Genomic DNA, 23,076 nt, shown 5'->3' with positions numbered 1-23,076 from the left:
TATCACCATTATTTTAATGTTTTTTGATTGTTATGATTGGAAATAGATTCCATGAATGTAGAGTAATAGTTTCCATCATAAAATACACTGATGGATTTTTTTATTTCTTCTACATTGTGATTGATTTCTTTTTTTTGTACTTGAGATAATATCTTAATAAAATCTTTGATATTACTCGGAGCATAAAGTTGCCCATTCACACCGTTCTTGATGATATCACCTGGTCCCGATGGGCAATCGCTGCTAACGCAATAAATCCCATAAGACATGGCTTCAAGCAACGTCATGGAAAGCCCCTCAAAAGCAGAACTCATAACAAAAGCTGAGACTTGCTTGATCTCTGTCTGAACATATTCCCACGGCTTTTCTTGCCATCCGTGCCAATGCAAATGATCTGCAATGTCCAGTTTATGCGAGTAGGTCTGGCATATTTCTGCATCTGAACCGTCACCGATAAAATGGCATTCCCATTCACCGTGCAAACCTGAGAAAGCATCTAACATGTCTTTAAGACGCTTTTGACCCTCAAACTTAAGACGCCCGGCATAGATAAAGACGGCTTTATCGGTTGGGCGCGGAATCACGACACTTTGTGGCGTGACTGGGTTAAAAATCACAGAGATGCGTTCGGGAGAAACGCCACGCTTTATTAATTGCTGCTTGATACCAGAGCTGATGGCCAAGTGATGATCCGCGACCAGTGCCTGTTCGGCATGTTTTTTGTGGTCGAGAGAGTAGTGCAGCCACGAAATCAGCGGCAGCGTTTTCTTACTGTAACGGATCGCTTGTGCCGCAACGCGACAGGATGGCGCATCAAAAGCAATAACCGTATCGGGTTGGTTCTGTTTAATGAAGCGCGCCAGCGCACACGCGTGATTCATTCTACGCAGAAAGGAGATCTTGATGCCGGAACGATGGCAAATAAAGTGCTTTCCTTCCAGCCAGGCTTTATCCATGCGGTTATCACGGCAGAGGAAATATAAGGTATAGGTGTTTTTAGTGTCTTGGTCACCTTCCAGGAAGCTAGTGACCTTTTTTATTACTGTTTCAATCCCGCCGAAACCGGAGGTGGCCTCACCGACGAAAAGTATATTCATAATGATAATCAGGACTCGGGTTAAAGTGCCTTACGCTCTGTTCTTTCTCGAATTTTTTCTGCTTTGGTAAACGCTTCATGAAATAGCGCTTGTTCCTGACACAACGTAGTACGCAAGGGTTGATGATCAAAATAGATCTTCAGGAAAAACAAGAGATCGTGTTTGCTCAGCCCAATATCGAGTGAGGAAAAATAGAGGCCGATAAGATCTTTATTACGCCATCTCAGCGGAACACGTTCGCGAAGTTGTGCTCGATGCAGGTCGATGACCGAAAGTGTAAATTGCTTATCGGTGGGCTGATAAGGCTGACGCAGCAAGAAATGGCAAATATAGCAATCACGGTGATTGACGCCGCCGGCATGCATCTTTCTCACCATTTCTGCCACACGGCGAATCAGTCGCCGTTTTTCGGCAAGCATTGGCGGATTCTTCGGACAGTTGGCGCAATAATCTTCCAGACTGATGGCCGGGCTTAAATCCTCTGTAATGATAAAAGATTCGCGCTGTAGCGGGTTTACTCCCCGCTGGCCAAATGCGGCACCCGTCATGGTGTCTACACCGAGATCGCGCAAGCGGTGAATCGCGTTCCATTCACGATCGGCGCCCAATACGGACAGTCGTAATGAAAGCAGGTTTTTTAGGGCCTCTTTTAATGCGGTACCACGATGTATTTTGATAAACCAAGAGCGTCCGGCCAAAGTAAAACGTAATGTTTTGCGGCTCTCTAATGCGCGAAAGACATCGCCATCCAGTTTTTTGACTTCTTCAAATGGGTCGTGTTCCTGCCAGAGTGAGGCGAACGGCTCTTTTAACGTAATGACACTTTTCATTTAGTGACTATCCTGGCCCGCAATCAGCAGCGCGGCTTTTTCCGGTAAGCTGTAAAGATCTTCCGTATCGGCATAATGCCGGGCATTCTCCGACCAGCGGTGAAAGGTTTCCGTTTGTCCTAATGCCGTGTACAGCGCAGCGTTCAGCGCTTCCTGGCTGAAGGGAGAGGCGATAACCTGGCCTGCTTGTGCCTTATCAATATGGAACGCGTAGCCACACACTTCCGTCACGATAACCGGTAGCCCGGCAGTAATCGCTTCAAGGAGCACAATGCCTGCGGCTTCCTGATGTGCAGGATGGAGTAACACGTCTGCGGCGGCCATAAAATCAGGAACATCGCTACGCCCAGCGAAAAAATGCACCTGTTTATCAATCCCTAACTGACCGGCCAGCGTCTGATAACGGTCGGGTTTATCTTGGCCGACAACCAGGAAAATGACCTTTTTCCGTAGGTCTTCCGGCAGGCTGGCAACGGCACGTAGGCTGCGCTCGACGCCCTTACGCTTGAAATCTGAGCCGACTTGCAGCAGTACCAAAGCGTTTTCTGGGATATTTTGCGCATCACGAAAGGTTTGGCGAACGCCGAGTGTCTGCTGGTCATATTTTCTGTCCAGCGCAATGCCCGGCGGCAGAATCAGGAAACGCCCATCCTTCGTACCATAATGTTTTTTTAAATCTGCAATCTGGCGCTGAGTTAGCATCAGCATTTTGGTTTTCACGCCTGGGCTGAACACCGCTTTTTCAAAAGCAGCGTAGTGTTTGTAGCGCGGCGTTAAGCGATAGAAAAATCCTTTCTCCTGCTCGACTTTTTCTGCATAGCACACATCAGCGGCGTAATAAAAATCCAGTCCCGGCATTTTGTTGAACCCCACCACGCGATCGGTAGGGTGCAATTGCAGATGGTGTCGAACCCACTCACTGTAGCGTTGATGCCGCGTGTTATTGCTGATACCCACCGTGGGCACCAAAATAATCTCAAGATTTTCTGGTTCTTCTCCCTGCCAGGACAAGACATACACGCGCACGCGGTGACCATGCCTGACACAGGCCTGAGCAATACTGAGAAAATCGCGTTGCAAGCCGCCAAACGGGAAATATTTATACAAGCAGAAGGCAATATTCATGCAAAATTCCTTATCTTTCTGCGGTATTTAGTGGAGCACCCGTAGTGTAGGTCAGCAACTTTTCTGCGGCGTGAATAACGTCCCGAGCAGGGATACATGACAGGTATTTTTTATTTCTATCGAGATGTTCTCTTTCAGGCATAGCGGTGTAGTCCCCTGCCCACAGAACAATATGGTTATCTGACCAGGGGCTCCATTTACGGTGATCCGTCGGCCCAAACAGACAAACCGTTGGTGTCGCGAGCGCTGCCGCCATGTGCATTGGTGCTGAGTCGACGCCGATATAAAGTACGGCTTTGTCGATTAACGCTGCCAGTTCGAGAAAATGCGTTTTACCGGCAAACGACAGATTCGGTTTGTGTTCGCACAGAGTGTTGATCTCATTCACCACCGCCAAGTCGTCGGCACCAGGGCCACAGGTAAGGACGACTTCTAACCCTTGCTGTTTCAGATGATCAATAACCTGCGCAAACTTCTCGTTATCCCAGCATTTAAAATACTGCCTGGCTGTCGGCTGGATGACCACATAAGGCGTTGCCGCTAATGCAGGGGCGAGGGCAAAAACACGGTCAGCATCTTTCGGGCCATAGTACAGCGACAGCGGCCGTGTCCTGTCTTCCTCTGGCACATCCAGAGGGGCAAGCAAAGAGAAGTTCTGCTCAACGATATGCTGCCCCGTTGGTTCCAGACAACGTGTGAAACAGGCGCGCCATAGCGACTGTCTGGCTCCTCCGCGTTGAATGGAGAGGCTATAAGGGCAGTTCAACGATTTAATCAGCAGCGCTATTGGCCACTGGTCGGCCAGATTCACAATCAGGTCATAGCGGTTGCGTTTGAGGGTGTTGCGCATGGCGAGAAAATCACTGACTTTCTCCATTGCGCCAGCGGTTTTTCTTTTTAAACCGTATAGCCGGTGGATATCTGGATGCTTGGAAAGGATAGGGATGATGTCCTCGTAGAGCAGCACATCAATAGCGGCTTCTGGGTAGCGCGCTTTTAGCGTGCTGATAAGCGGCGTAGTCAGTAGCATATCCCCATGAAAACGCAGCTTTACAATCAAGATCCGGTTATAGGTAAGGGTTTTGAGACTCACTCGCTTTCCTTCAGTTAACGCATATAAACCAGAAAATGACCACGCTACCGCCCCTGGCCTTTCAGCTACCAGTGGACTGCGCGCTATTATCCGGATTGTTATCAGGCGTAACGTAAATAAATACACAGGCTCTGTTATTTTATACCGCTATGGTACTAAAAGCTGTATGCCTCTCACAGTGATAATTACGTTAGGTTGAGGGGGCGTCTGTGCTGGGGGGACGGGTCCATTTTCCCGTCAGCGTCATGCCAAGGCAGAACGTGACCAGCCACGCCATCAACATATCCCTCGCAAAGAGAATGACATCACTCAAGCGAAACATAAGTAAGGTAAATAACAGCGCAATGGAAATGTGGCTGCGCAACACAAAAATCGAAAAATAAGAGAGCGCGACATAAAACAAAATAATCAGTAGTACACCGGGCCAGCCTTTCAGTGAAAAAGCTTCAATGACATCGTTATGAAGATGCACGTTCAGGTAATCCAGCGCCCCCTTCATGGCTGGTGTCTGTTGTGCGAAGGCGGTGATATCTGCCGCGCGCTGTTCGGCGGATTGCCCGAACGGCGCCGCGAGCCCTGCGTCCATACCGGATTGAACCACGGTAAACCGTGCGCCTACGGAAGTTTGGCTGTTGTTCTGGTTGTAGCTGCGCACGTCGTTGATCAAATCACTGGTGCGTTTATGGATCGTGTCGTGGAACAGCGCAATGCAGAGCGTTAACGTTATAATGAAGCCCAGCACGCCCTTAAGTAATTTACGTTTATTATGACGCGCTTCTGATAACAGAATCATCGCCCCAATCAGGGGATAAACAAAAATGGCCGCTCGTGTCTGTGTCAGGATGATGGCACTGGTTACCAGCAAGAAATGGAGTAAATAGAGATAATATTTGTAGCGCACATTGAGCGTAAGTAATGCCTGCGCACTCAATGCTCCGATAAACGTCATAAAATAGGCCGCGCTGGTTGCCGGGCCAAAGATCAGGCTCACATGGTACATATCGTGAAAAACTGACTGAAATAGCGCATAAGCCAGCGTCATTATACAGACCGCGAGGAAGCCAACTTGCAGGATGGGCTGGTTTTTATGTGGCAAGTGGCATGCGGCTAACAGAATAAACGCGCCGAGAATCGCTGCATGTCCGGCAGTGCGATAGGCGGAATAGACATCGGTAAAAAGTGTGTCGTGTTGATAGTAAAGCGAAAACCAGACAAGGTTGAGACAACCCGTCAGCAACAGCAGGGTGGGCAATATTAACAGGCGTTTGGTGACGAGGACCTGTTTCACATGCGTAACCACATACAGAGCGGCGGATACTCCGGTCAAATAAAACAGCCATCCGGCGATGATGGTACTAAACGGCATGACGGCCAGGGTCAGTATGCACCCTGGAAACAGCGTATTTATGGTTAAAGAAGCGCTTACCGCGGGGTATTTTGCCCAGCTGTATCTTAAATCATTCAACATATCATCGGGTCACGTAGCAAGGGCTATCCCTATTATCCCGACCATCAGGGATGGCATGAGTGTAGCCCCGGCGCAAGCCTTTACGAAAGCGCGCTTTGCACCGATGTGTGCAGGGAAGTCGCGTCGAGAGGCTGTAAGTCTACCAACTCTGACAGCTTTTGCCGGACCGCATCGGCATAGATAGCGCTCATGTGGTGATTTTCAGATTGTTCTACCACCTGATTGAGCCCATATCCACCAATAAGCCTAGGATCGGTAGGGCCATAGAGTGTGATATTCGGGCGATCCAATGCTGCCGTCAGGTGACTCAGGCCGGTATCGACGGAAACAACCGCTTGTGCCCCCGCCAGTACGGCGGCCACCTGCTGCAAACTCAGACGCGGTAACACGTCGACATGTGGAAAGTCGGCTGCAAGGCGCTGCGCTCGCTGATGTTCATGCTCTGCGCCCCAGGGGAGTTTGATGCGCAATCCTGACGGTTGCAGACTGGCGATCAGTGCGAGCCAGTGAGATTCGGGCCAATGTTTTTCATCACGGGTGGTGGCGTGTAGGAATACCAGATAGCGCCCGGCATCTTCCGACGGTGCTGCCAGAAAATGCTGGGCAATACCGTAGTCCCCCCGCTCACTGGGTTTGCGATAGCTCAGGCTGGCCGCGAAAAGTTCACGAATGCGCTCGACGGCGTGCTGCTGCCGTGCAATGCGGTGCCGGTAGTTATAGAAAATGCTGGCCAGCGGCTCACGCGCGCTGCTGCTGTCTAAACCGTGTTTTTTCCCACGCGCGAGACGCGTGACCAACAGCGCACTTTTCAGCAGCCCTTGGGAGTCAATTACCGCATCGTACTGGCGCTCTCGCAGCTGTTGCTTAAATTGTACGCGTTCACGCCGTGTTTCTGCGCTGAACCAGCTTTTACGCCAGCGGCGGATGGCAACAGGGATTACGCGATCAACGGCGGAATGCCAGGTGGGGATTTGGGCAAACCCTTCTTCCACCACCCAGTCAAATCGTAAATTGGGGATGACGCGCATGGCATCCGTCAAGGCAGGTAGCGTGTGCAAGACATCGCCCATGGAAGAGGTTTTAACGATCAGCACCCGCATTAGCGATGTTCCTGTGTCTGGAGGTAAGGCATCAAGGATTCCAACACGCGCTCAGGCTGAATATCAATCAGGCTTTGGTGATATCCCTGCTCGCCATCGCCTTTGCGCACGCGATGATAGCCGGTAATCAAGCGGATAACGTTAGCCTGATGTGACAGCGGCGGGGTGAAATCCGGGCTGCTGGGGCCATAGAGTGCCACCAGAGGGCGGTTTAACGCGGCTGCCACGTGCATTAATCCGGAGTCATTGCTGACCACGGCGTGACAGGCGGCGATCAGCACCACGGCTTGATCCAGTGACGTTTTGCCTGCCAGATTGGTGCAAAAGGCACGCAGAGATTCGGGTAACGTATCGCGTATCGCTTCTCCCGCCTCGTTATCCTTGGCTGAGCCGAACAGTACAACGTGATGGCCGCGTTCAATCAGCGTTTGTGCCAGGCTGGCATAGTGATAATGCGGCCAGCGTTTGGCAGGGCCAAATTCAGCGCCGGGGCAGAAACCAATAAGTGAGCGCTCGCTTACTAAATCAAAGGTGGGGAGCACAGCGTCGATTTCCGCCTGTGTGACCTGTAGCTGCGGCCATAGTAGCGGCTGCGGAAGATCTTCAGCCCGATGAATCTGGTCGCGCGGATAGGCTAGAGCGACATAGCGCTGCACCATCAGGGGAAACGCGGCTTTGTCCAATACTCGCACATCGTTAAGCAAGCCATAACGCATCTCGCCACGCCAACCGGTGCGCTCTGGCACCTTGGCAAAGAAGGGTACCAGCGCGGATTTAAACGAGTTCGGTAACACATAGGCACGATCGTAACCTTGCGCGCGCAACGACACCCCTAAACGCCGACGTTCACCCAACGCCAGCGCCCCGTGCCCGAGCGGCATCGCCAGCGCCTGACGCACTTCCGGCATGCGGGCCAACAGCGGGCGGCACCAAGCCGGCGCCATGACATCAATCTGTGCATCCGGGTACTGTGCTTTGAGCGAGCGATACAGACTGTGGGACATCATCATGTCACCCACCCACGATGGGCCAATCACCAGGATTTTCATAGCGTTTATCTTTTATGTTCTGTTGCTTGGCGGCCAGAAAAATGCCATCGAAGGATGCAATCCGGTGCCTGCTGCTTACCGGGAACGTGCGGCCATAGATGAGTGCGGCCGCACATTGTTGTGGCGTTTACGCGGAGCGGTTCAGCCAGGTCAGATAGTCGCTGACACCTTCAGCCACCGTTTTGAAGGGCTTGTCGTAGCCTGCCGCGCGCAGTTTGGTCAAATCGGCCTGCGTGAAGGCCTGGTAACAGCCTTTCAGTTTTTCAGGGAAAGAAATGTATTCCACCTGGCCTCTCTGGTGGAAATCCAACACGGCATCGGCCACTGCCTGGAACGACTCGGCACGACCCGTTCCGCAGTTGAAAATACCGGAAACACCGTGCTGCCAGAACCACAGGTTAACCGCAGCCACATCACCAACATAAATGAAATCGCGTTGGAAATTTTCGCTGCCGGAGAACAGTTTTGGATTTTCGCCCTGATTGATCTGGTTATTCAGATGAAACGCGACGCTCGCCATGCTGCCTTTGTGCCCTTCGCGCGGGCCGTAGACGTTGAAGTAGCGGAAGCCGCAAATCTGCGAATCTGCCTGCGGCAGAATATCGCGCACGTATTGGTCGAACAGGAATTTGGAATAGCCGTAAACGTTCAGCGGCTGTTCGTATTGGCGCTCTTCAATAAAGTCGCTGGTGCGCCCGCCGTACGTGGCTGCGGAAGAGGCGTACAGGAACGGGATGCTACGTTCCAAACAGTAGTGCAGCACCTCTTTCGAGTACTGATAGTTATTGTCCATCATGTACTTGCCGTCCCACTCCGTGGTGGAAGAGCATGCACCTTCATGGAAGATGGCATCGATATCGCCCAGATCGTCGCCTGCAACGATACTGGCGATGAAGTCTTCCTTGTCCATGTAATCGGTAATATCCAGATCGACCAGATTGACAAACTTGGTGCCGTCTTTCAGGTTATCCACCACCAAAATGTCTCGATAACCGATGTCATTCAATGAGTTAACAATATTTCTGCCGATAAAGCCGGCTCCGCCTGTGACGATGATCATGGGAGTAACCCTTGTAAATCTCGTGGGTGAAGCACCACGCTCCACACTATTTATGACTGCTATCATAACATTTCGTTGCACTACAGACAGTACACCATTTTGCGCTGCCGCAAGGTTTTGCCGAGGCTGTGTCGCAGCAGGTCGTGACCCGCCTGGCATTTTTCAGATTCTGTGGCGTTATCTGTCACCGTAATAAACAGGATTGATTAAGCTGTGTGCGGGCTTACACAAAGGAGTGATACCATGCCTGCATCGTTTTATCAGCGTCTTTCCGCACAACTGATGGCGGCGCGAACTGACGGCCTGTTTAAAGAAGAAAGGGTTATCACCACGGCTCAACGTGCGGATATCAAGGTGGCCGACGGTGGCTCTTTGCTGAATTTTTGCGCCAACAACTATCTGGGGTTGGCAGACAACCCAACCTTGATTGCAGCAGCGAAAGCGGGGTTGAACAGCCACGGTTTTGGCATGGCGTTCGTGCGTTTTATTTGCGGCACGCAAGATATCCATAAAACGCTGGAGCATAAGCTGGCGGATTTCCTCGGCATGGAAGATGCTATCCTTTACTCCTCTTGTTTCGACGCGAACGGTGGCCTGTTCGAAACCCTGCTGGGTGAAGACGATGCCATCATCTCCGATGCGCTGAATCACGCCTCGATCATTGATGGCGTCCGGTTGTGTAAAGCGCGTCGCTATCGCTATGACAATAACGACATGCAGCAACTGGAAGCACAGTTGCAAAAGGTAAAAGCGGAAGGCGCTCGCACGCTGATGGTGGCGACCGACGGCGTCTTTTCAATGGATGGCGTGATCGCCAACCTGAAAGGCATTTGCGATGTGGCAGAGCGTTATGGTGCGCTGGTGATGGTAGATGACTCGCACGCGGTGGGTTTTGTCGGCAAGCAAGGGCGAGGTTCCCATGAATACTGCGATGTAATGGGACGCGTTGATATTCTGACCGGTACGTTGGGCAAAGCGCTGGGCGGTGCGTCTGGTGGCTATGTTGCCGCGCGTAAACCGGTGATTGATTGGCTACGCCAACGCTCCCGTCCTTACCTGTTTTCCAATTCGCTGGCCCCCGCGATTGTCACGGCTTCCATTGCCGTGTTGGATTTGCTGGCACAGGGTGATGCACTGCGTGAACAGCTGTGGAAAAACGCTGCGCTATTCCGTCAGCGCATGACGGCCGCTGGATTTACGCTGGCGGGTGCCGATCACTCCATTATCCCGGTGATACTGGGCGATGCGCGGTTGGCGCAAGATTTTGCGTTGGCCATGCAGCGTGAAGGAGTATACGTCACTGGCTTCTTCTATCCCGTGGTGCCGCAAGGGCAAGCGCGCATTCGCACGCAGATGTCGGCCGCGCACACCTCGGAGCAGATAGAACATGCTGTAGCCGCCTTTATTCGGGTTGGGAAACGCCTTGGTGTCGTCAGCTAACGGATGGAAACGCATGAAAGCACTCGCCAAACTGAAGTCGGAACCCGGTATCTGGATGATGGATGCGCCGTTGCCAGAGGTGGGCCACAACGACATCATGATCAAGATCCGCAAAACGGCGATTTGCGGTACTGATGTGCATATTTACAACTGGGATAGCTGGTCGCAAAGGACCATTCCCGTTCCAATGATCGTCGGGCATGAATATGTGGGTGAAATCGTTGCCATTGGTCAGGAGGTCAGTGGCTTTCTGATTGGCGATCGCGTGGCAGGAGAGGGGCATATCACCTGCGGTTTTTGCCGCAATTGCCGCGCGGGACGGCGTCATCTTTGCCGTAACACCATCGGCGTTAGCGTGAATCGTCCCGGTGCCTTTGCCGAATATCTGGTGATCCCGGCATTTAATGCGTTTCCTATTCCCGATGAAATTTCTGATGAGCTGGCCGCGATTTTCGATCCCTTTGGCAATGCCGTGCATACCGCGCTGTCGTTCGATATGGTCGGTGAAGATGTGCTGATTTCAGGCGCGGGTCCGATAGGCATTATGGCGGCGGTGGTGTGCCGCCATGTTGGTACGCGCCATGTGGTGATCACCGACGTTAATGAATATCGACTGGATCTGGCGCGCAAAATGGGCGTTACGCGAGCGGTGAATATGGCGCAAGAGACGCTGGCGGATGTCATGTTGTCGCTGGGGATGCGTGAAGGGTTTGATGTGGGCCTGAAAATGTCCGGCGCGCCAGCCGCGATGCACGCGTTGTTGCATGCCATGAACCACGGTGGGCGGGTGGCGCTGCTTGGCATTCCGCCGGAGCCGATGATGGTTGATTGGAACGAAGTGATTTTCAAAGGGCTGACGATCAAAGGAATCTACGGGCAGGAGATGTTCGAAACCTGGTATAAAATGGTGTCATTAATCCAATCTGGCCTCGATTTAACGCCGATTATCACTCATCACTTCCCAATAGATGACTTTCAGCAGGGCTTTGATGTGATGCGCTCTGGGCAATCTGGCAAAGTGATTTTGCACTGGGATTAACGGCATCGTAGCGCGCCCCGAGGCCAGGGCGCGCTATGCATTTATTTATCCCCGGATGTGAACCAGGTACGCCAGCGCAGCTCAATAAAATGAACGGGCGCACTGCCACGTAAGCTTTCCCCGATCAGTTTAAAGAAGACGTCGTTACCCACCGGCGGTAGTGGCTGTTTAATAGTACACAGTTGCGGTTTGAGGAACGGTTTATGTGCTGGTTGCGCAGGGCGAGGTTCATAGGGCAGCGTCTGGTAGTGAACCGGCTCATTCAACAACTGGCTGGGGCGCACCAGAACGATATCGGTATCCAGCGTGGGCAACATCTGTTGCAGCACTTTGATAGTCGCGGGGTGCGGGTGACCGATGGCAATGGCTGAACCGGTACGGCGTGCCAGTTGCACCGCACGATTGAACTGGGTGCGAATATCCGCCTCATTCTGAGTATCGTCTAAAAAGACCTTACGCTTGATCACCTTGACGTGTGTGCCCGCCGCAGCCGGAATGGATTGGCTGCTGCCGATAGTCATGCTGTCGAGAAAGTAGAGCTTATAAGCGTTGAGGGCCTGCATCACCTTTTGCATGCCTGGCAGGCTGGAGGTAATGGCGCTGCCCATATGGTTATTTAACCCGACCGCGTAAGGGACGTTATTTACCGCCTGACGGATAATGCGTTCGATCTCTTCACTGCTCATCTCCGGGCGCAGTGTATCTTTCTCGAGAGGCTGTTTTCCCATCGGAGCTATCGGCAGGTGGATCAATATCTCGCGCCCTTGCTGGTGGGCCTTTACTGCCATGTCACGGGCATAGGGTGCGTTAGGAAACACCGCAATGGAGATGGCGGTTGGCATCGCCAGTATCTGGTTTTCGTTGTGGGGTCGATAGCCGAAATCATCAATCACAATTGACAGCTTTCCCGCCATCGCCCATGTACAAAATGCCAATAACAAGGTGAAGAGAAGCGGACGGCGTACTTTTCGTAACATCGGTATCAGCAAAATGGTTTCCCTGTTATTTTCCTAACCAAGGTTGTGGGTTGACCGCCTGACCTTGACGGCGAATTTCAAAATAGAGCACAGGCTGGCTTTGGCCACCGCTGGTGCCCACCAATGCGATCGGTTGTCCGGCTTTCACCTGTGCGCCGACCGACACCAGTGCGCTCTGGTTATAGCCATACAGGCTCATGTCTCCCTTGCCGTGCTGCAACACCACAACAAGTCCATACCCTTGCAGCCAATCAGCCATCAGCACGGTGCCATCGGCAATGGCCTTAACATCAGTACCCTCTGGTGCCGCGATCATCAATCCTTTCCAGCGCAATTCGCCCTGCAAGGGTTCACCAAAACGGTGTTCAACCCGCCCTCTCACTGGCCAGATAGCCTGACCGGCAGGTTGGCCCAACCCGCCGGTGCGCGCCATAAGTGAACGCTCACTTTCCGATGGTTGGTAACGGCTGCCGCTGAGTTTGGCTTGTTCTTCACGTTCACGCACCTTGGCTGCCTCGCGCGCTTCGCGTTCGGCTCGCGCTTTGGCTTCGCGTTCAGCGCGGGCAATCTGGTCGCGCAGGCGTGCTTTATTCTGTCGTAATTCTGTCAGTTGCTGCCGATCTTTTTCCAGCGAACTTTCCAGCGTGGATAGGGTTTGTTTACGCTCACCCCGCGCTTGCTCCAACGCCTTTTGCTGTGTTTGCTGCTCGGCGAGCAGCGTTTTTTGCGTTGCTTGCTTCTGCTCTACCTGCCGTTTCTGCGCGGTGAGCTCGGTGCGGGTGTGTTGCAACTCAGCGATGTTTTGCTGGCGCGCTTCATTCAGGTAACCAAAGTAGGCCAAAATACGCTCGCTGCGTTGGCTCTCTTCGCCTCTGAGGATCAGTTGCAAGCCGTTGTGTTGACCCTGACGAAAGGCGGCGTCTAATTGGCGTGCCAGCAGCGCTTCCTGCTGCTTTCTTTGGTTTTCGAGTTTGGTGATGGAGGTTGCCAACGCTTTAAGCTCTTCGCTAAGTGTGGCAAGCGTTCCCGTGGTGTCACGCAGTTGGCGACTGGCCCGGGCGATGGATTGTTCTTGCTGCTGCAACTGGTTGAGCAGCGTACTGCGCTGCTGTTTCTGCTCTTGAACGCGTTTTTCCTTCTCCGCGATATCCTGTTGCAGGGTCTTGAGCTGTTGCTGATTATCGGCACCGAGCCCGAGCGTCGGCCACGTAAAAGCCCCAACGCAAACCGCGCTGATACATATCGCGAGCAGCGCATGCAGCGGCGATTTGCCTGTGTTTGAACCCTGAGCAGGCACACTGCATGGTACTCGGGGCGAGACCACTGACGCTTTCTTATTCATAAGATGGGATTATTTCACGATGGGCAGCCCCTGACCAGTCATCCTACCGCGCTTTTCTCTTTCAGGTAATGAAAGAACATGTTGCAGAGATGCGCATCTTAGGTAAGGTTTACACAGGATGAACTGCATCAAGCATAGATAAAAAGGGTGCATGTCACAACCGTTAGCGGCGGTTGCTACGATTTTTCTGATTCATGCCACAGATAGAGTTACAGTTTAGCGGCTTACTGGTTGTTACAGGCTGTAATTGCTGTACCGCATAGGTATACTCAGAAACCTTGATTTTTGTTGATTAACCGATTCGGGAGCTGTTACCCCCCATGCAAGAGATTATGTCGTTCGTAAGCAGGCATCCGATTATGAGTATCGCCTGGCTTGCACTGTTGGTTGCCGTTATTGTCATGACCGTGAAAAGTAAGCTTTCCAATGTGAAAGAAATCGCGCGTGGCGAAGCCATTCAACTTATCAATAAAGAAGAAGCAGTTATCGTTGATTTGCGCAACCGTGATGATTTCCGTCGTGGTCACATTGCCAACGCCATCAACCTTCTGCCTAACGACATTAAGAATGGTAGTCTGGGCGAGTTGGAGAAACATAAAGCACGCCCTGTGATCGTCGTTTGCGTGAACGGTATCAGCTCGCGTGAATCCGCTGACAACTTGCTGAAAGCCGGTTTTGAACGCGTGTCTGTTCTGAAAGACGGCCTGTCCGGCTGGAGCGGTGAGAATCTTCCTCTGGTGCAGGGTAAATAAGCGCGATGGCGCAAGCCGAATGTCTTTTAAGCATGCCGTAAAGGTATGGTATGTTGTAACCAGGCGCAGGTTTCCTGCGCGCATTGTTCGATTTTAAATGCACACATTGGCGTCCGCTGCCACACGGTGAATGCGGCGCATCAAAAACGTTAACATTAAAGGTATTAGCCAACATGTCCGAACAAAACTCCGCCGAAATGACTTTTCAGATTCAACGTATTTACACCAAGGATGTCTCTTTTGAAGCGCCTAATGCTCCTCAGGTGTTTCAACAGGATTGGCAACCGGAAGTTAAACTGGATCTGGATACGGCGTCCAGCCAACTGGCGGAAGACGTGTATGAAGTTGTGCTGCGCGTAACGGTAACGTCGACGCTGGGCGAAAATACCGCGTTCCTGTGTGAAGTTCAGCAAGCGGGTATTTTCACCGTTGGCGGTCTGGAAGGCACGCAACTGGCACATTGCCTGGGCGCTTACTGCCCGAACATTCTGTTCCCGTATGCGCGTGAATGTGTGGCCAGCATGGTGACACGCGGTACATTCCCGCAGTTGAATCTGGCGCCGGTGAACTTCGATGCGCTGTTCATGAACTATCTGCAACAGCAAACGGAAGGGCAGTCCGCAGAAGGTGAAAACGGCGCACCGCGCCTGGATGCCTGATGAGCACTGCTCATGCTTCCATGACAGTGGTCGGTGCCGGTTCATACGGCACCGCCCTGGCGATTACGCTGGCCCGCAATGGCCACTCCGTGGTGCTGTGGGGACACGATCCTGCGCACATACAGACATTGCAGACCGCCCGGTGTAACCAGGCGTTCCTGCCGGATGTGCCTTTCCCCGATACGCTGCACCTCGAGTCTAATTTAGCGCAGGCGCTGGCGGCGAGTCGAGATATTTTGGTGGTGGTGCCGAGCCATGTGTTTGGTGACGTTCTGCGTCAGCTAAAACCGCTGCTGCGTGCCGATGCGCGCTTAGTGTGGGCGACAAAAGGGTTAGAGGCAGAAACCGGGCGCTTGTTGCAAGATGTGGCGCGTGAAGCATTAGGTGAAGAGATGCCTCTGGCGGTGATTTCTGGTCCGACGTTCGCGAAAGAACTCGCGGCGGGATTACCCACCGCTATCGCGCTAGCCGCGACAGACAAAACGTTTTCTGACGATCTGCAAACGTTGCTGCACTGCGGTAAAAGCTTTCGCGTCTACAGTAACCCCGATCTTATAGGCGTTCAGCTTGGCGGCGCGGTAAAAAATGTGATTGCTATTGGCGCTGGCATGTCCGATGGCATTGGCTTTGGTGCCAATGCGCGCACGGCGCTTATCACGCGTGGGCTGACGGAAATGACGCGGCTTGGCGTGGCACTCGGGGCTGATCCCGCCACGTTTATGGGGATGGCGGGGCTGGGCGATCTGGTGCTTACCTGTACCGATAACCAATCTCGTAACCGCCGCTTTGGCATGATGCTGGGTCAGGGACTGGATGTACAAAGCGCTCAGGATCAGATTGGTCAGGTGGTGGAAGGTTATCGCAATACCAAAGAGGTGCTGGCGTTGGCGCAGCGTCATGGGGTAGAAATGCCCATCAGTGAACAACTGTGGCAGGTTTTATACTGTGGCAAGGCCGCGCGCGAAGCGGCGCTTACCCTGCTTGGTAGAACGCGCAAAGACGAAAGCGAGCGCGAATAATACAACGTTATCCTTGAGGCCAACGCTGACGCTGGTCTTCTGGCGTTTTTTGGCTTTTATATCGTATGCTGGCGGCTACGCGAGTCTTTGGCAAGCGTGCCGGGCGATAACAATAAATGCAACGTGTCAGCGCATCGCAATGAACGGTGCGGCAGGGGAGTGAAGGCAATGTCGACTAATGAATTGGAATTGGTGTGGGCAAATATCAAAGCAGAAGGCCAGTCGCTGGCTGATTGCGAACCGATGTTGGCCAGCTTTTTTCATGCCACATTGCTGAAACATGAAAACCTGGGCAGCGCATTGAGTTATATGCTGGCGAACAAGTTGGCAAATTCCATCATGCCCGCGATTGCCATTCGCGAAGTGGTGGAAGAGGCCTACCGTGCCGATCCACAAATGATTCTGTCAGCCGCGTGCGATATTCGCGCGGTGTGTCAGCGTGACCGGGAGGTGGATAAATACTCCACGCCGCTGCTTTACCTGAAGGGATTTCATGCGCTTCAGGCCTACCCCATTGGTCATTGGCTCTGGTATCAGGGGCGCAAAGCGCTGGCCATATATTTTCAGAACCAGATTTCGGTGTCTTTTGGCGTCGATATTCACCCGGCTGCGACCATTGGCTGTGAGATCATGCTCGATCATGCCACCGGGATTGTGATCGGTGAGACGGCGGTAGTGGAAAATGACTTGTCTATCCTGCAATCAGTCACCTTGGGCGGGACCGGGAAAACTAGCGGCGATCGCCATCCCAAGATCCGCGAAGGGGTCATGATCGGCGCGGGTGCCAAGATTCTCGGTAATATTGAAGTCGGGCGTGGCGCAAAAATTGGCGCAGGTTCCGTGGTGTTGCAACCGGTTCCGGCGCATACCACGGCGGCGGGTGTGCCAGCGCGCATTGTAGGGCGTCCGGAAAGCGACAAACCCCACGATGGACATGGATCAATACTTCAATGGGATCAATCGGGGATTTGAATACGGCGATGGGATTTGAGTTCTTCTTATAGTAAGCTGTTTTTCAAATGATTTTCACTACTTATATCGCATACTATCCGAATATTCAGCTGAACTAAGATATTTTCTTATAAGAAATATCTTAAATATTGTCGCTTCACCGACAATTACACGCAATATAGCATGTGAATCCGTCATAATACCTCTTTGGACAGGCTTTTACCCGGGGCCTGTTTCCCTAAACCAGACTTTCCCTGTCATCTGACGGTTCAGGTCTCGCAACAATATTGATGGTTTACGAGAAGCAAAGATGTATCTGATGCGTGTGATATTTACCCTTTTCCCTTTTCTGTTCTCGCTTCCTTCCCTCGCTGCCCCAACGGATTCCGCCGTGGAAATGTCGAAGGAGTCTGTGCAGAGCAATGGGCAGGGCAGTTGGTGGCAAAAAGCCAAATTTAATCTGTCAGAAACCTGGTCGAACTCGTCAAGTCAGGATCTCTATATCCCAGCTATCACCTGGCATAACCGCTGGACTTACGACAAAGAGAAAAACGACAAGTACAATGAACGTCCCTGGGGCGCGGGCTATGGCGTGTCACGTCTGGATGCCGACGGCGATTGGCACGGTCTGTACCTGATGGCATTCAAGGATTCCTTCAACAAATGGGAGCCCATCGGCGGTTATGGCTTTGAGAAACGCTGGACACCTACCACGAATCCGGATTTCCAATTGGGTGCGGGTTTCACCGCTGGCGTTATTATGCGGGACAACTGGCACTATATCCCGATTCCGGTGTTATTGCCGCTGGTCTCGGTGAACTATCAGCGCCTCTCCTTTCAGGCGACCTACATTCCTGGCACCTACAACAACGGCAACGTCTTTTTTGCCTGGCTGCGCTGGCAAATCTGATTGTTGGTATATAAACAAAATGTAAACTGCATTGGTCGAGAATTATGCAGCTAATGCGGTACAATGGCCCCTTATCGTTTTTACTAGGGTGTCAGCGTGTTATTACTGGTCATTACCACCATTCTGTGGGCATTTTCATTCAGCCTGATTGGCGAATATCTGGCGGGGCAGGTCGATAGCTGGTTCTCTGCCATGTTTCGTTTAGTGCTGGCCGCCATGGTTTTTCTGCCGTTCCTGCGTTGGCGTGGTTATTCAGTCAAAGTATTGGGGCTGTATTTGCTGATCGGCGTGATCCAACTGGGCGTGATATACCTGCTGCTGTTCCGTAGTTATCTCTATCTCGATGTTCCGACCCTGCTGCTGTTTTCAGTAATGACGCCTCTGTACGTCACGTTGATTTACGATGTAATCAGCGGGAGGCGCTTGCGTTGGGGCTATGCCTTTAGCGCGTTGCTGGCAGTATTGGGGTCTGTAGTCATCCACTATCATGGCGTCAGTGCGCATTTTTGGCATAGTTTTCTGCTGATTCAGGCTGCCAATATTTGCTTCGCCGCAGGGCAAGTGGGCTATAAACGCCTGATGGAGCTGCACCCGATGCCGCAGCACAGTGCGTTTTCCTGGTTTTATCTGGGGGCGGGATTGGTGACGCTGGTCACGTGGGGACTGTTTGGCAACTTCACCAAGCTAGCCACCGCCCCAATACAGTGGGGCGTGTTGGTTTTCTTGGGGGCGATTGTCTCCGGCCTGGGCTATTTCATGTGGAACTACGGTGCTACCAAGGTAGATGCGGGCACGCTGAGTATCATGAACAACTTTCACGTCCCTGCCGGACTACTGGTTAACTTCCTCTTCTGGCAGAAGACGCCCGACTGAGGGCGTTTCGCGCTAGGGTCTCTGATTATCCTTGCGGCTTTTTGGGTACACCAGCGCTGGGTCGTGCAGCATCCCGCACGAACGGCAGATGCGTGGCGGGCAGAACGAATAAAGGCTTCAAGCACCGGCTGACGCTGCTCTCCATCGCGTACCGCAGCGTACAGTCGGCTCCACAACCCCTCACCCAGCGTTTTGGTCACCACCAAACCCTGACGCTCAAAACTTTCCACTACCCAGTGTGACAGCGCGGCAATACCCATGCGTGCCGCCACCATCTGAATCAGCAACAGGGTGTTATACACGCTCTTTAGCGTTGGACTGATGCCAGCCGGTTGCAGGAAATGACGCCAGATGTCCAGGCGCTGGCGCTGAACCGGATAGATCATCAGGATCTCATTGGCGAGATCCTCCGGTGAAATCGTATCTTTGCTCGCTAATGCATGGTCCGGCGCCAGCACCAGTCTCACTTCAAAATCAAACATCGGTGAATAGTGCAACCCACTGCGCGGCAAAATGTCCGATGTCATCACCAGATCCAATTCCCCCTGTTGCAGTACCGGTTGGGGATCAAAGGTGACACCGGATTTGAAGTCCATGTTCACCTGCGGCCACTGGCTGTGGAAATGCTCCAGAGCGGGCGTCAGCCACTGAATACATCTATGGCACTCAATCGCCAGACCTAGTGTGGTCTGATGAGGTTCGTTGCATGCCTGCAACGCCTGTTGAATCTGGGGCAATACCTGATCGGCCAATTGCAGCAGGATTTCCCCCTGAGGAGTAAAGCGCAGCGGTTGGCTCTTACGTACAAACAGCCGAAAACCCAGACGCTGCTCCAGCTCACTGAACTGGTGGGAAAGCGCCGATTGCGTCTGGTGAAGCTGCGCGGCAACGGCTGCCAGCGAGCCTGTGCCGCGCAGTGCTTGCAGTGTCCGTAAGTGTTTCAGTTCGATCATGAGAGTCCTTCACAATGACAGTGAATAATTTGCGCTTGTGCATTATACAGTACCTGTTGATTATGGATATGTAAACATCTGGACGGCTAAATAAGGATCAACGATGGCAATTTTAAATCACACACTGGGTTTTCCGCGCGTCGGACTGCGCCGTGAACTGAAAAAAGCGCAAGAAGGCTATTGGGCAGGCAACCTTACTCAGGCTGAACTGCTGGAAGTGGGCAAATCGCTGCGGGCACGTCACTGGCAAGAGCAGAAAGATTCTGGCGTTGACCTGCTGCCAGTGGGTGATTTTGCCTGGTATGATCACGTACTGACCACCAGCCTGCTGCTAGGTAACGTGCCTGCGCGCCACCAAAATGCCGATGGCAAAGTTGATATCGACACGCTGTTCCGCATTGGCCGTGGCCGTGCGCCGACGGGCGAACCAGCTGCCGCCGCAGAGATGACCAAATGGTTTAACACCAACTACCACTACATGGTGCCCGAGTTCACTCAGGGACAGCATTTTGCCCTGACCTGGACGCAACTGCTCGACGAAGTGGACGAAGCGCTGGCACTGGGTCACAAAGTCAAACCTGTGCTGCTGGGTCCGGGTGACCTACCTGTGGTTGGGCAAAGTGAAGGGTGACGCATTCGATCGTCTCTCCCTGCTGAAAGACATTCTGCCGGTGTATCAACAGGTGCTGGCAGAACTGGCAAAACGTGGTATCGAGTGGGTGCAGATTGATGAGCCAGCACTGGTGCTGGAACTGCCGCAAGAGTGGCTGAATGCCTTTAAACCGGCTTACGATGCGTTGCAGGGCTCGGTCAAACTGCTGCTGACCACCTATTTTGACAGCATCGGCCATAACCTGGATACCCTCTGTGCGCTGCCGGTACAAGGTCTGCATGTGGATCTGATGCACGGCAAGGATGATGCCGCTGCGCTGCTGGCACAACTGCCGGCTGACTGGCTGGTATCACTGGGTGTGATTAACAGTCGTAACGTGTGGCGTGCGGATCTCAGCACTTGGTTTGAACGCCTGCAACCGCTGGTCGGGCAGCGTCAACTCTGGATCGGCTCTTCCTGTTCTCTGCTGCACAGCCCGATCGATCTGAGCGTGGAAACGCGTTTGGATGACAAAGTTAAAAGCTGGTTCGCCTTCGCATTGCAGAAGTGTGCTGAACTGTCGCTGCTGACGGCGGCACTGAACAGCGGCGAGGGTGCTGCTCTGGTGGAATACAGCGCACCGATTCGTGCGCGCAACACCTCAACGCGTGTTAACAATGCGGCAGTGACTCAGTGTCTGGCGGCGATCACCGCTCAGGATAGCCAGCGTCAACACGCCTATCCGGTACGTGCCGAGGCACAGCGCGCACGTTTCAATCTGCCCGACTGGCCGACTACCACCATTGGCTCCTTCCCGCAAACCACGGAAACTCGTGGCCTGCGTCTGGACTTCAAGCAATGCCGCCTTGATGGCAACAACTACCGTACAGGCATCGCTGAACACATCAAACAGGCGATTGTCGAGCAGGAACGTCTGGGTCTGGACGTATTGGTGCATGGTGAAGCAGAACGTAACGACATGATCGAGTATTTTGGTGAACACCTGGACGGCTTTATTTTCACTCAAAATGGGTGGGTGCAGAGCTACGGTTCACTCTGCGTGAAGTCGCCAGTGATCATTGGTGATATCAGCCGCCCGGAACCGATCACGGTCGAGTGGGCCAAGTATGCCCAATCCCTGACCGACAAGCCGGTAAAAGGCATGTTGACCGGGCCGGTGACGATCCTGTGCTGGTCGTTCCCGCGCGAAGATGTCAGCCGTGAAACCATTGCAAAGCAGATCGCGCTGGCACTGCGTGATGAAGTGGCGGATTTGGAAAGTGCAGGTATCGGTATTATCCAGATTGATGAACCGGCACTGCGTGAAGGGCTGCCGCTGCACCGTTCTGACTGGCAGGCTTATCTGGCATGGGGCGTGGAAGCATTCCGTCTGAATGCGGCCGTGGTAAGGGATGACACCCAGATTCACACCCACATGTGTTACTGAGAGTTTAACGACATCATGGACTCCATTACGGCACTGGATGCAGATGTGATCACCATTGAAACCTCGCGTTCCGACATGGAGTTGTTGGAGTCGTTCGAATAGTTCGAGTACCCGAATGAAATCGGGCCGGACGTGTACGACATCCACTCACCGAACGTACCGAGCGTGGAATGGATTGAGGCGCTGTTGCGTAAAGCGGCGCAGCGTATTCCCGCCGAGCGCCTGTGGGTCAACCCGGACTGTGGCCTGAAAACGCGCGGCTGGCCGGAAACACGTCAATCGCTGGCTAACATGGTCGAAGCGGCGCAGCGCTTGCGCGCCACTGAAGCCTAACTTCAATCGTTTGCAGGGATGCTTCTTTACCCCTCGTCATCCTCGGCGAAAGCCGGGGATCTTTGGCAGAAAAAACACGTGCTGCTTGCCAGAGATTCCCGCTTTCGCGGGAATGACGGAAGTGGGCGGGAATGACGGTGGTGGGGAATTCTTCCCTGCGTTTTTTCTGCTTATTTCACTCCGTATTGCGCAAACCACGCCAGCATACGCTGCCAGCCATCCTGAGCAGACGCTTGATGGTAGCTGGGGCGATAATCCGCATGGAAAGCGTGTCCCGCCTCGGGATACACCACAATCTCCGCCGTGGCGTTGGCGGCGCGTAGCACCTGTCGCATCAGCTCTACCTGATCGAGCGGGATACTGCCATCTTCTGCACCGTACAAACCGAGCACGGGTGCACTGAGATCGGCGGCGATATCAACCGGGTTTTTCGGCGTGATCAGGGTTTTGTTACCGGAAAATTTACCATACCAGGCAACCGCGGCTTTCAACTGCGGATTGTGCGCCGCATACAGCCAACTGATTCGCCCACCCCAACAGAAGCCGGTAATGCCTATTTTGTTGGCATCGCCGCCTTGTCGCACGGCCCAGTTGGTCGCGCGATCGAGATCCAATAGCACCTGTGCATCCGGCACTTTACTGACCAATTCGCTCAGCAACGTCGGAATATCATCATACTGATGTGGATCGCCCTGACGGAAATACAGTTCTGGCGCGATGGCAAGATAACCCTGTTTCGCCAGCCGACGGCAGACATCCTGAATATGCTGATGCACCCCAAAAATTTCCTGCACCACCAGAATGATGCGATAAGGCCCATCACCTGATGCCGGTTTGGCGAGTTAGGCAGGAAGCTGCTCACCTTGGGACGGAATGGTGGTCTCACCCGCGATAATCCCTTGGCTGTCGGTGAGGATAGTTGACCCAGCATAGGGCGTAACGGCACGGGTCATCGCCCGATCGGTTT

General features: G+C 53.0%; 16 protein-coding genes and 5 pseudogenes. 9 read left to right on the top strand and 12 right to left on the bottom strand.

What is annotated here, in order from left to right:
* Nucleotides 1–8: 8 nt before the first annotated feature.
* The 8 genes from waaB to rfaD form a co-directional block, all read right to left on the bottom strand.
* On the bottom strand, nt 9–1,097 hold the full coding sequence (gene waaB, locus CS369_RS18475; protein ID WP_196908218.1) for a lipopolysaccharide 1,6-galactosyltransferase: 1,089 nt from the start codon (nt 1,095–1,097) through the stop codon (nt 9–11).
* 20 nt (nt 1,098–1,117) lie between these two features.
* Nucleotides 1,118–1,927, bottom strand: coding sequence for a lipopolysaccharide core heptose(I) kinase RfaP (gene rfaP / locus CS369_RS18470; RefSeq protein ID WP_196908217.1), 810 nt, complete (start codon nt 1,925–1,927; stop codon nt 1,118–1,120).
* A complete protein-coding gene (locus CS369_RS18465; protein ID WP_196908216.1) occupies nt 1,928–3,052 on the bottom strand; it encodes a glycosyltransferase family 4 protein in 1,125 nt (374 codons plus the stop codon). It lies immediately after the preceding gene.
* A 10-nt stretch (nt 3,053–3,062) separates the two neighbouring features.
* Nucleotides 3,063–4,145: a lipopolysaccharide core heptosyltransferase RfaQ gene (gene rfaQ, locus CS369_RS18460; RefSeq protein ID WP_196908215.1), complete on the bottom strand. Its 1,083-nt coding sequence runs from the start codon at nt 4,143–4,145 to the stop codon at nt 3,063–3,065.
* Nucleotides 4,146–4,335: 190 nt separating this feature from the next.
* The gene (locus tag CS369_RS18455; RefSeq protein WP_244665092.1) at nt 4,336–5,511 is read right to left on the bottom strand and encodes an O-antigen ligase; all 1,176 of its coding nucleotides are present in this window, start codon (nt 5,509–5,511) and stop codon (nt 4,336–4,338) included.
* 182 nt (nt 5,512–5,693) lie between these two features.
* Nucleotides 5,694–6,713 carry a lipopolysaccharide heptosyltransferase RfaC gene (rfaC, locus tag CS369_RS18450; RefSeq protein WP_196908213.1) on the bottom strand — a complete coding sequence of 340 codons (1,020 nt, stop codon included), beginning with the start codon at nt 6,711–6,713 and terminating at the stop codon, nt 5,694–5,696.
* Nucleotides 6,713–7,762 carry an ADP-heptose--LPS heptosyltransferase RfaF gene (gene rfaF / locus CS369_RS18445; protein WP_196908212.1) on the bottom strand — a complete coding sequence of 350 codons (1,050 nt, stop codon included), beginning with the start codon at nt 7,760–7,762 and terminating at the stop codon, nt 6,713–6,715. The genes rfaC and rfaF overlap by 1 nt, the downstream gene beginning before the upstream one ends.
* A 127-nt stretch (nt 7,763–7,889) precedes the next feature.
* Nucleotides 7,890–8,822 carry an ADP-glyceromanno-heptose 6-epimerase gene (gene rfaD, locus CS369_RS18440; RefSeq protein WP_196908211.1) on the bottom strand — a complete coding sequence of 311 codons (933 nt, stop codon included), beginning with the start codon at nt 8,820–8,822 and terminating at the stop codon, nt 7,890–7,892.
* A gap of 243 nt (nt 8,823–9,065) precedes the next feature.
* Here rfaD and CS369_RS18435 point away from each other — a divergent pair, with 243 nt between their 5' ends.
* Nucleotides 9,066–10,262 carry a glycine C-acetyltransferase gene (locus CS369_RS18435; protein ID WP_196908210.1) on the top strand — a complete coding sequence of 399 codons (1,197 nt, stop codon included), beginning with the start codon at nt 9,066–9,068 and terminating at the stop codon, nt 10,260–10,262.
* 13 nt (nt 10,263–10,275) lie between these two features.
* On the top strand, nt 10,276–11,301 hold the full coding sequence (gene tdh, locus CS369_RS18430) for an L-threonine 3-dehydrogenase (RefSeq protein ID WP_196908247.1): 1,026 nt from the start codon (nt 10,276–10,278) through the stop codon (nt 11,299–11,301).
* A gap of 41 nt (nt 11,302–11,342) precedes the next feature.
* Here the strand turns inward: tdh and CS369_RS18425 are convergent, their stop codons facing one another.
* Nucleotides 11,343–12,278: a divergent polysaccharide deacetylase family protein gene (locus tag CS369_RS18425; RefSeq protein ID WP_196908209.1), complete on the bottom strand. Its 936-nt coding sequence runs from the start codon at nt 12,276–12,278 to the stop codon at nt 11,343–11,345.
* 25 nt (nt 12,279–12,303) lie between these two features.
* On the bottom strand, nt 12,304–13,620 hold the full coding sequence (gene envC, locus CS369_RS18420; protein ID WP_196908208.1) for a murein hydrolase activator EnvC: 1,317 nt from the start codon (nt 13,618–13,620) through the stop codon (nt 12,304–12,306).
* A gap of 320 nt (nt 13,621–13,940) precedes the next feature.
* On the opposite strand from envC, the gene CS369_RS18415 reads away from it, so the two are divergent.
* The 6 genes and pseudogenes from CS369_RS18415 to CS369_RS18390 all read left to right on the top strand — a co-directional run.
* Entirely contained in the window at nt 13,941–14,372 is a 432-nt protein-coding gene (locus CS369_RS18415) for a rhodanese-like domain-containing protein (RefSeq protein WP_196908207.1), read from the top strand.
* A 173-nt stretch (nt 14,373–14,545) separates the two neighbouring features.
* Complete coding sequence (secB, locus tag CS369_RS18410; RefSeq protein WP_196908206.1) at nt 14,546–15,031, top strand: protein-export chaperone SecB; 486 nt, start codon at nt 14,546–14,548, stop codon at nt 15,029–15,031.
* The gene (gpsA, locus tag CS369_RS18405; RefSeq protein ID WP_196908205.1) at nt 15,031–16,050 is read left to right on the top strand and encodes an NAD(P)H-dependent glycerol-3-phosphate dehydrogenase; all 1,020 of its coding nucleotides are present in this window, start codon (nt 15,031–15,033) and stop codon (nt 16,048–16,050) included. The genes secB and gpsA overlap by 1 nt, the downstream gene beginning before the upstream one ends.
* Nucleotides 16,051–16,218: 168 nt before the next feature.
* Nucleotides 16,219–17,041: pseudogene (cysE, locus tag CS369_RS18400) on the top strand (serine O-acetyltransferase).
* 270 nt (nt 17,042–17,311) lie between these two features.
* Nucleotides 17,312–17,911, top strand: a complete 600-nt coding sequence (gene pagP, locus CS369_RS18395; protein ID WP_374191083.1) for a lipid IV(A) palmitoyltransferase PagP — start codon at nt 17,312–17,314, stop codon at nt 17,909–17,911.
* Between the two features lie 96 nt (nt 17,912–18,007).
* Nucleotides 18,008–18,871: pseudogene (locus CS369_RS18390) on the top strand (carboxylate/amino acid/amine transporter); the annotation flags it as partial.
* Here CS369_RS18390 and metR read toward each other — a convergent pair.
* A pseudogene (gene metR, locus CS369_RS18385) lies at nt 18,810–19,737 on the bottom strand (HTH-type transcriptional regulator MetR). The pseudogenes CS369_RS18390 and metR sit on opposite strands and share 62 nt — an antisense overlap.
* Nucleotides 19,738–19,840: 103 nt before the next feature.
* On the opposite strand from metR, the pseudogene metE reads away from it, so the two are divergent.
* A pseudogene (metE, locus tag CS369_RS18380) lies at nt 19,841–22,109 on the top strand (5-methyltetrahydropteroyltriglutamate--homocysteine S-methyltransferase).
* A gap of 170 nt (nt 22,110–22,279) precedes the next feature.
* Here metE and CS369_RS18375 read toward each other — a convergent pair.
* Nucleotides 22,280–23,062, bottom strand: a pseudogene (locus tag CS369_RS18375) (dienelactone hydrolase family protein).
* Nucleotides 23,063–23,076: the final 14 nt, after the last annotated feature.

The organism is Candidatus Symbiopectobacterium sp. 'North America' (genome assembly GCF_015762685.1).
GTDB lineage: Bacteria > Pseudomonadota > Gammaproteobacteria > Enterobacterales > Enterobacteriaceae > Symbiopectobacterium.
The sequence above is the reverse complement of the archived record's forward strand: the minus strand, read 5'-3'. Positions and strand labels throughout refer to the sequence as shown.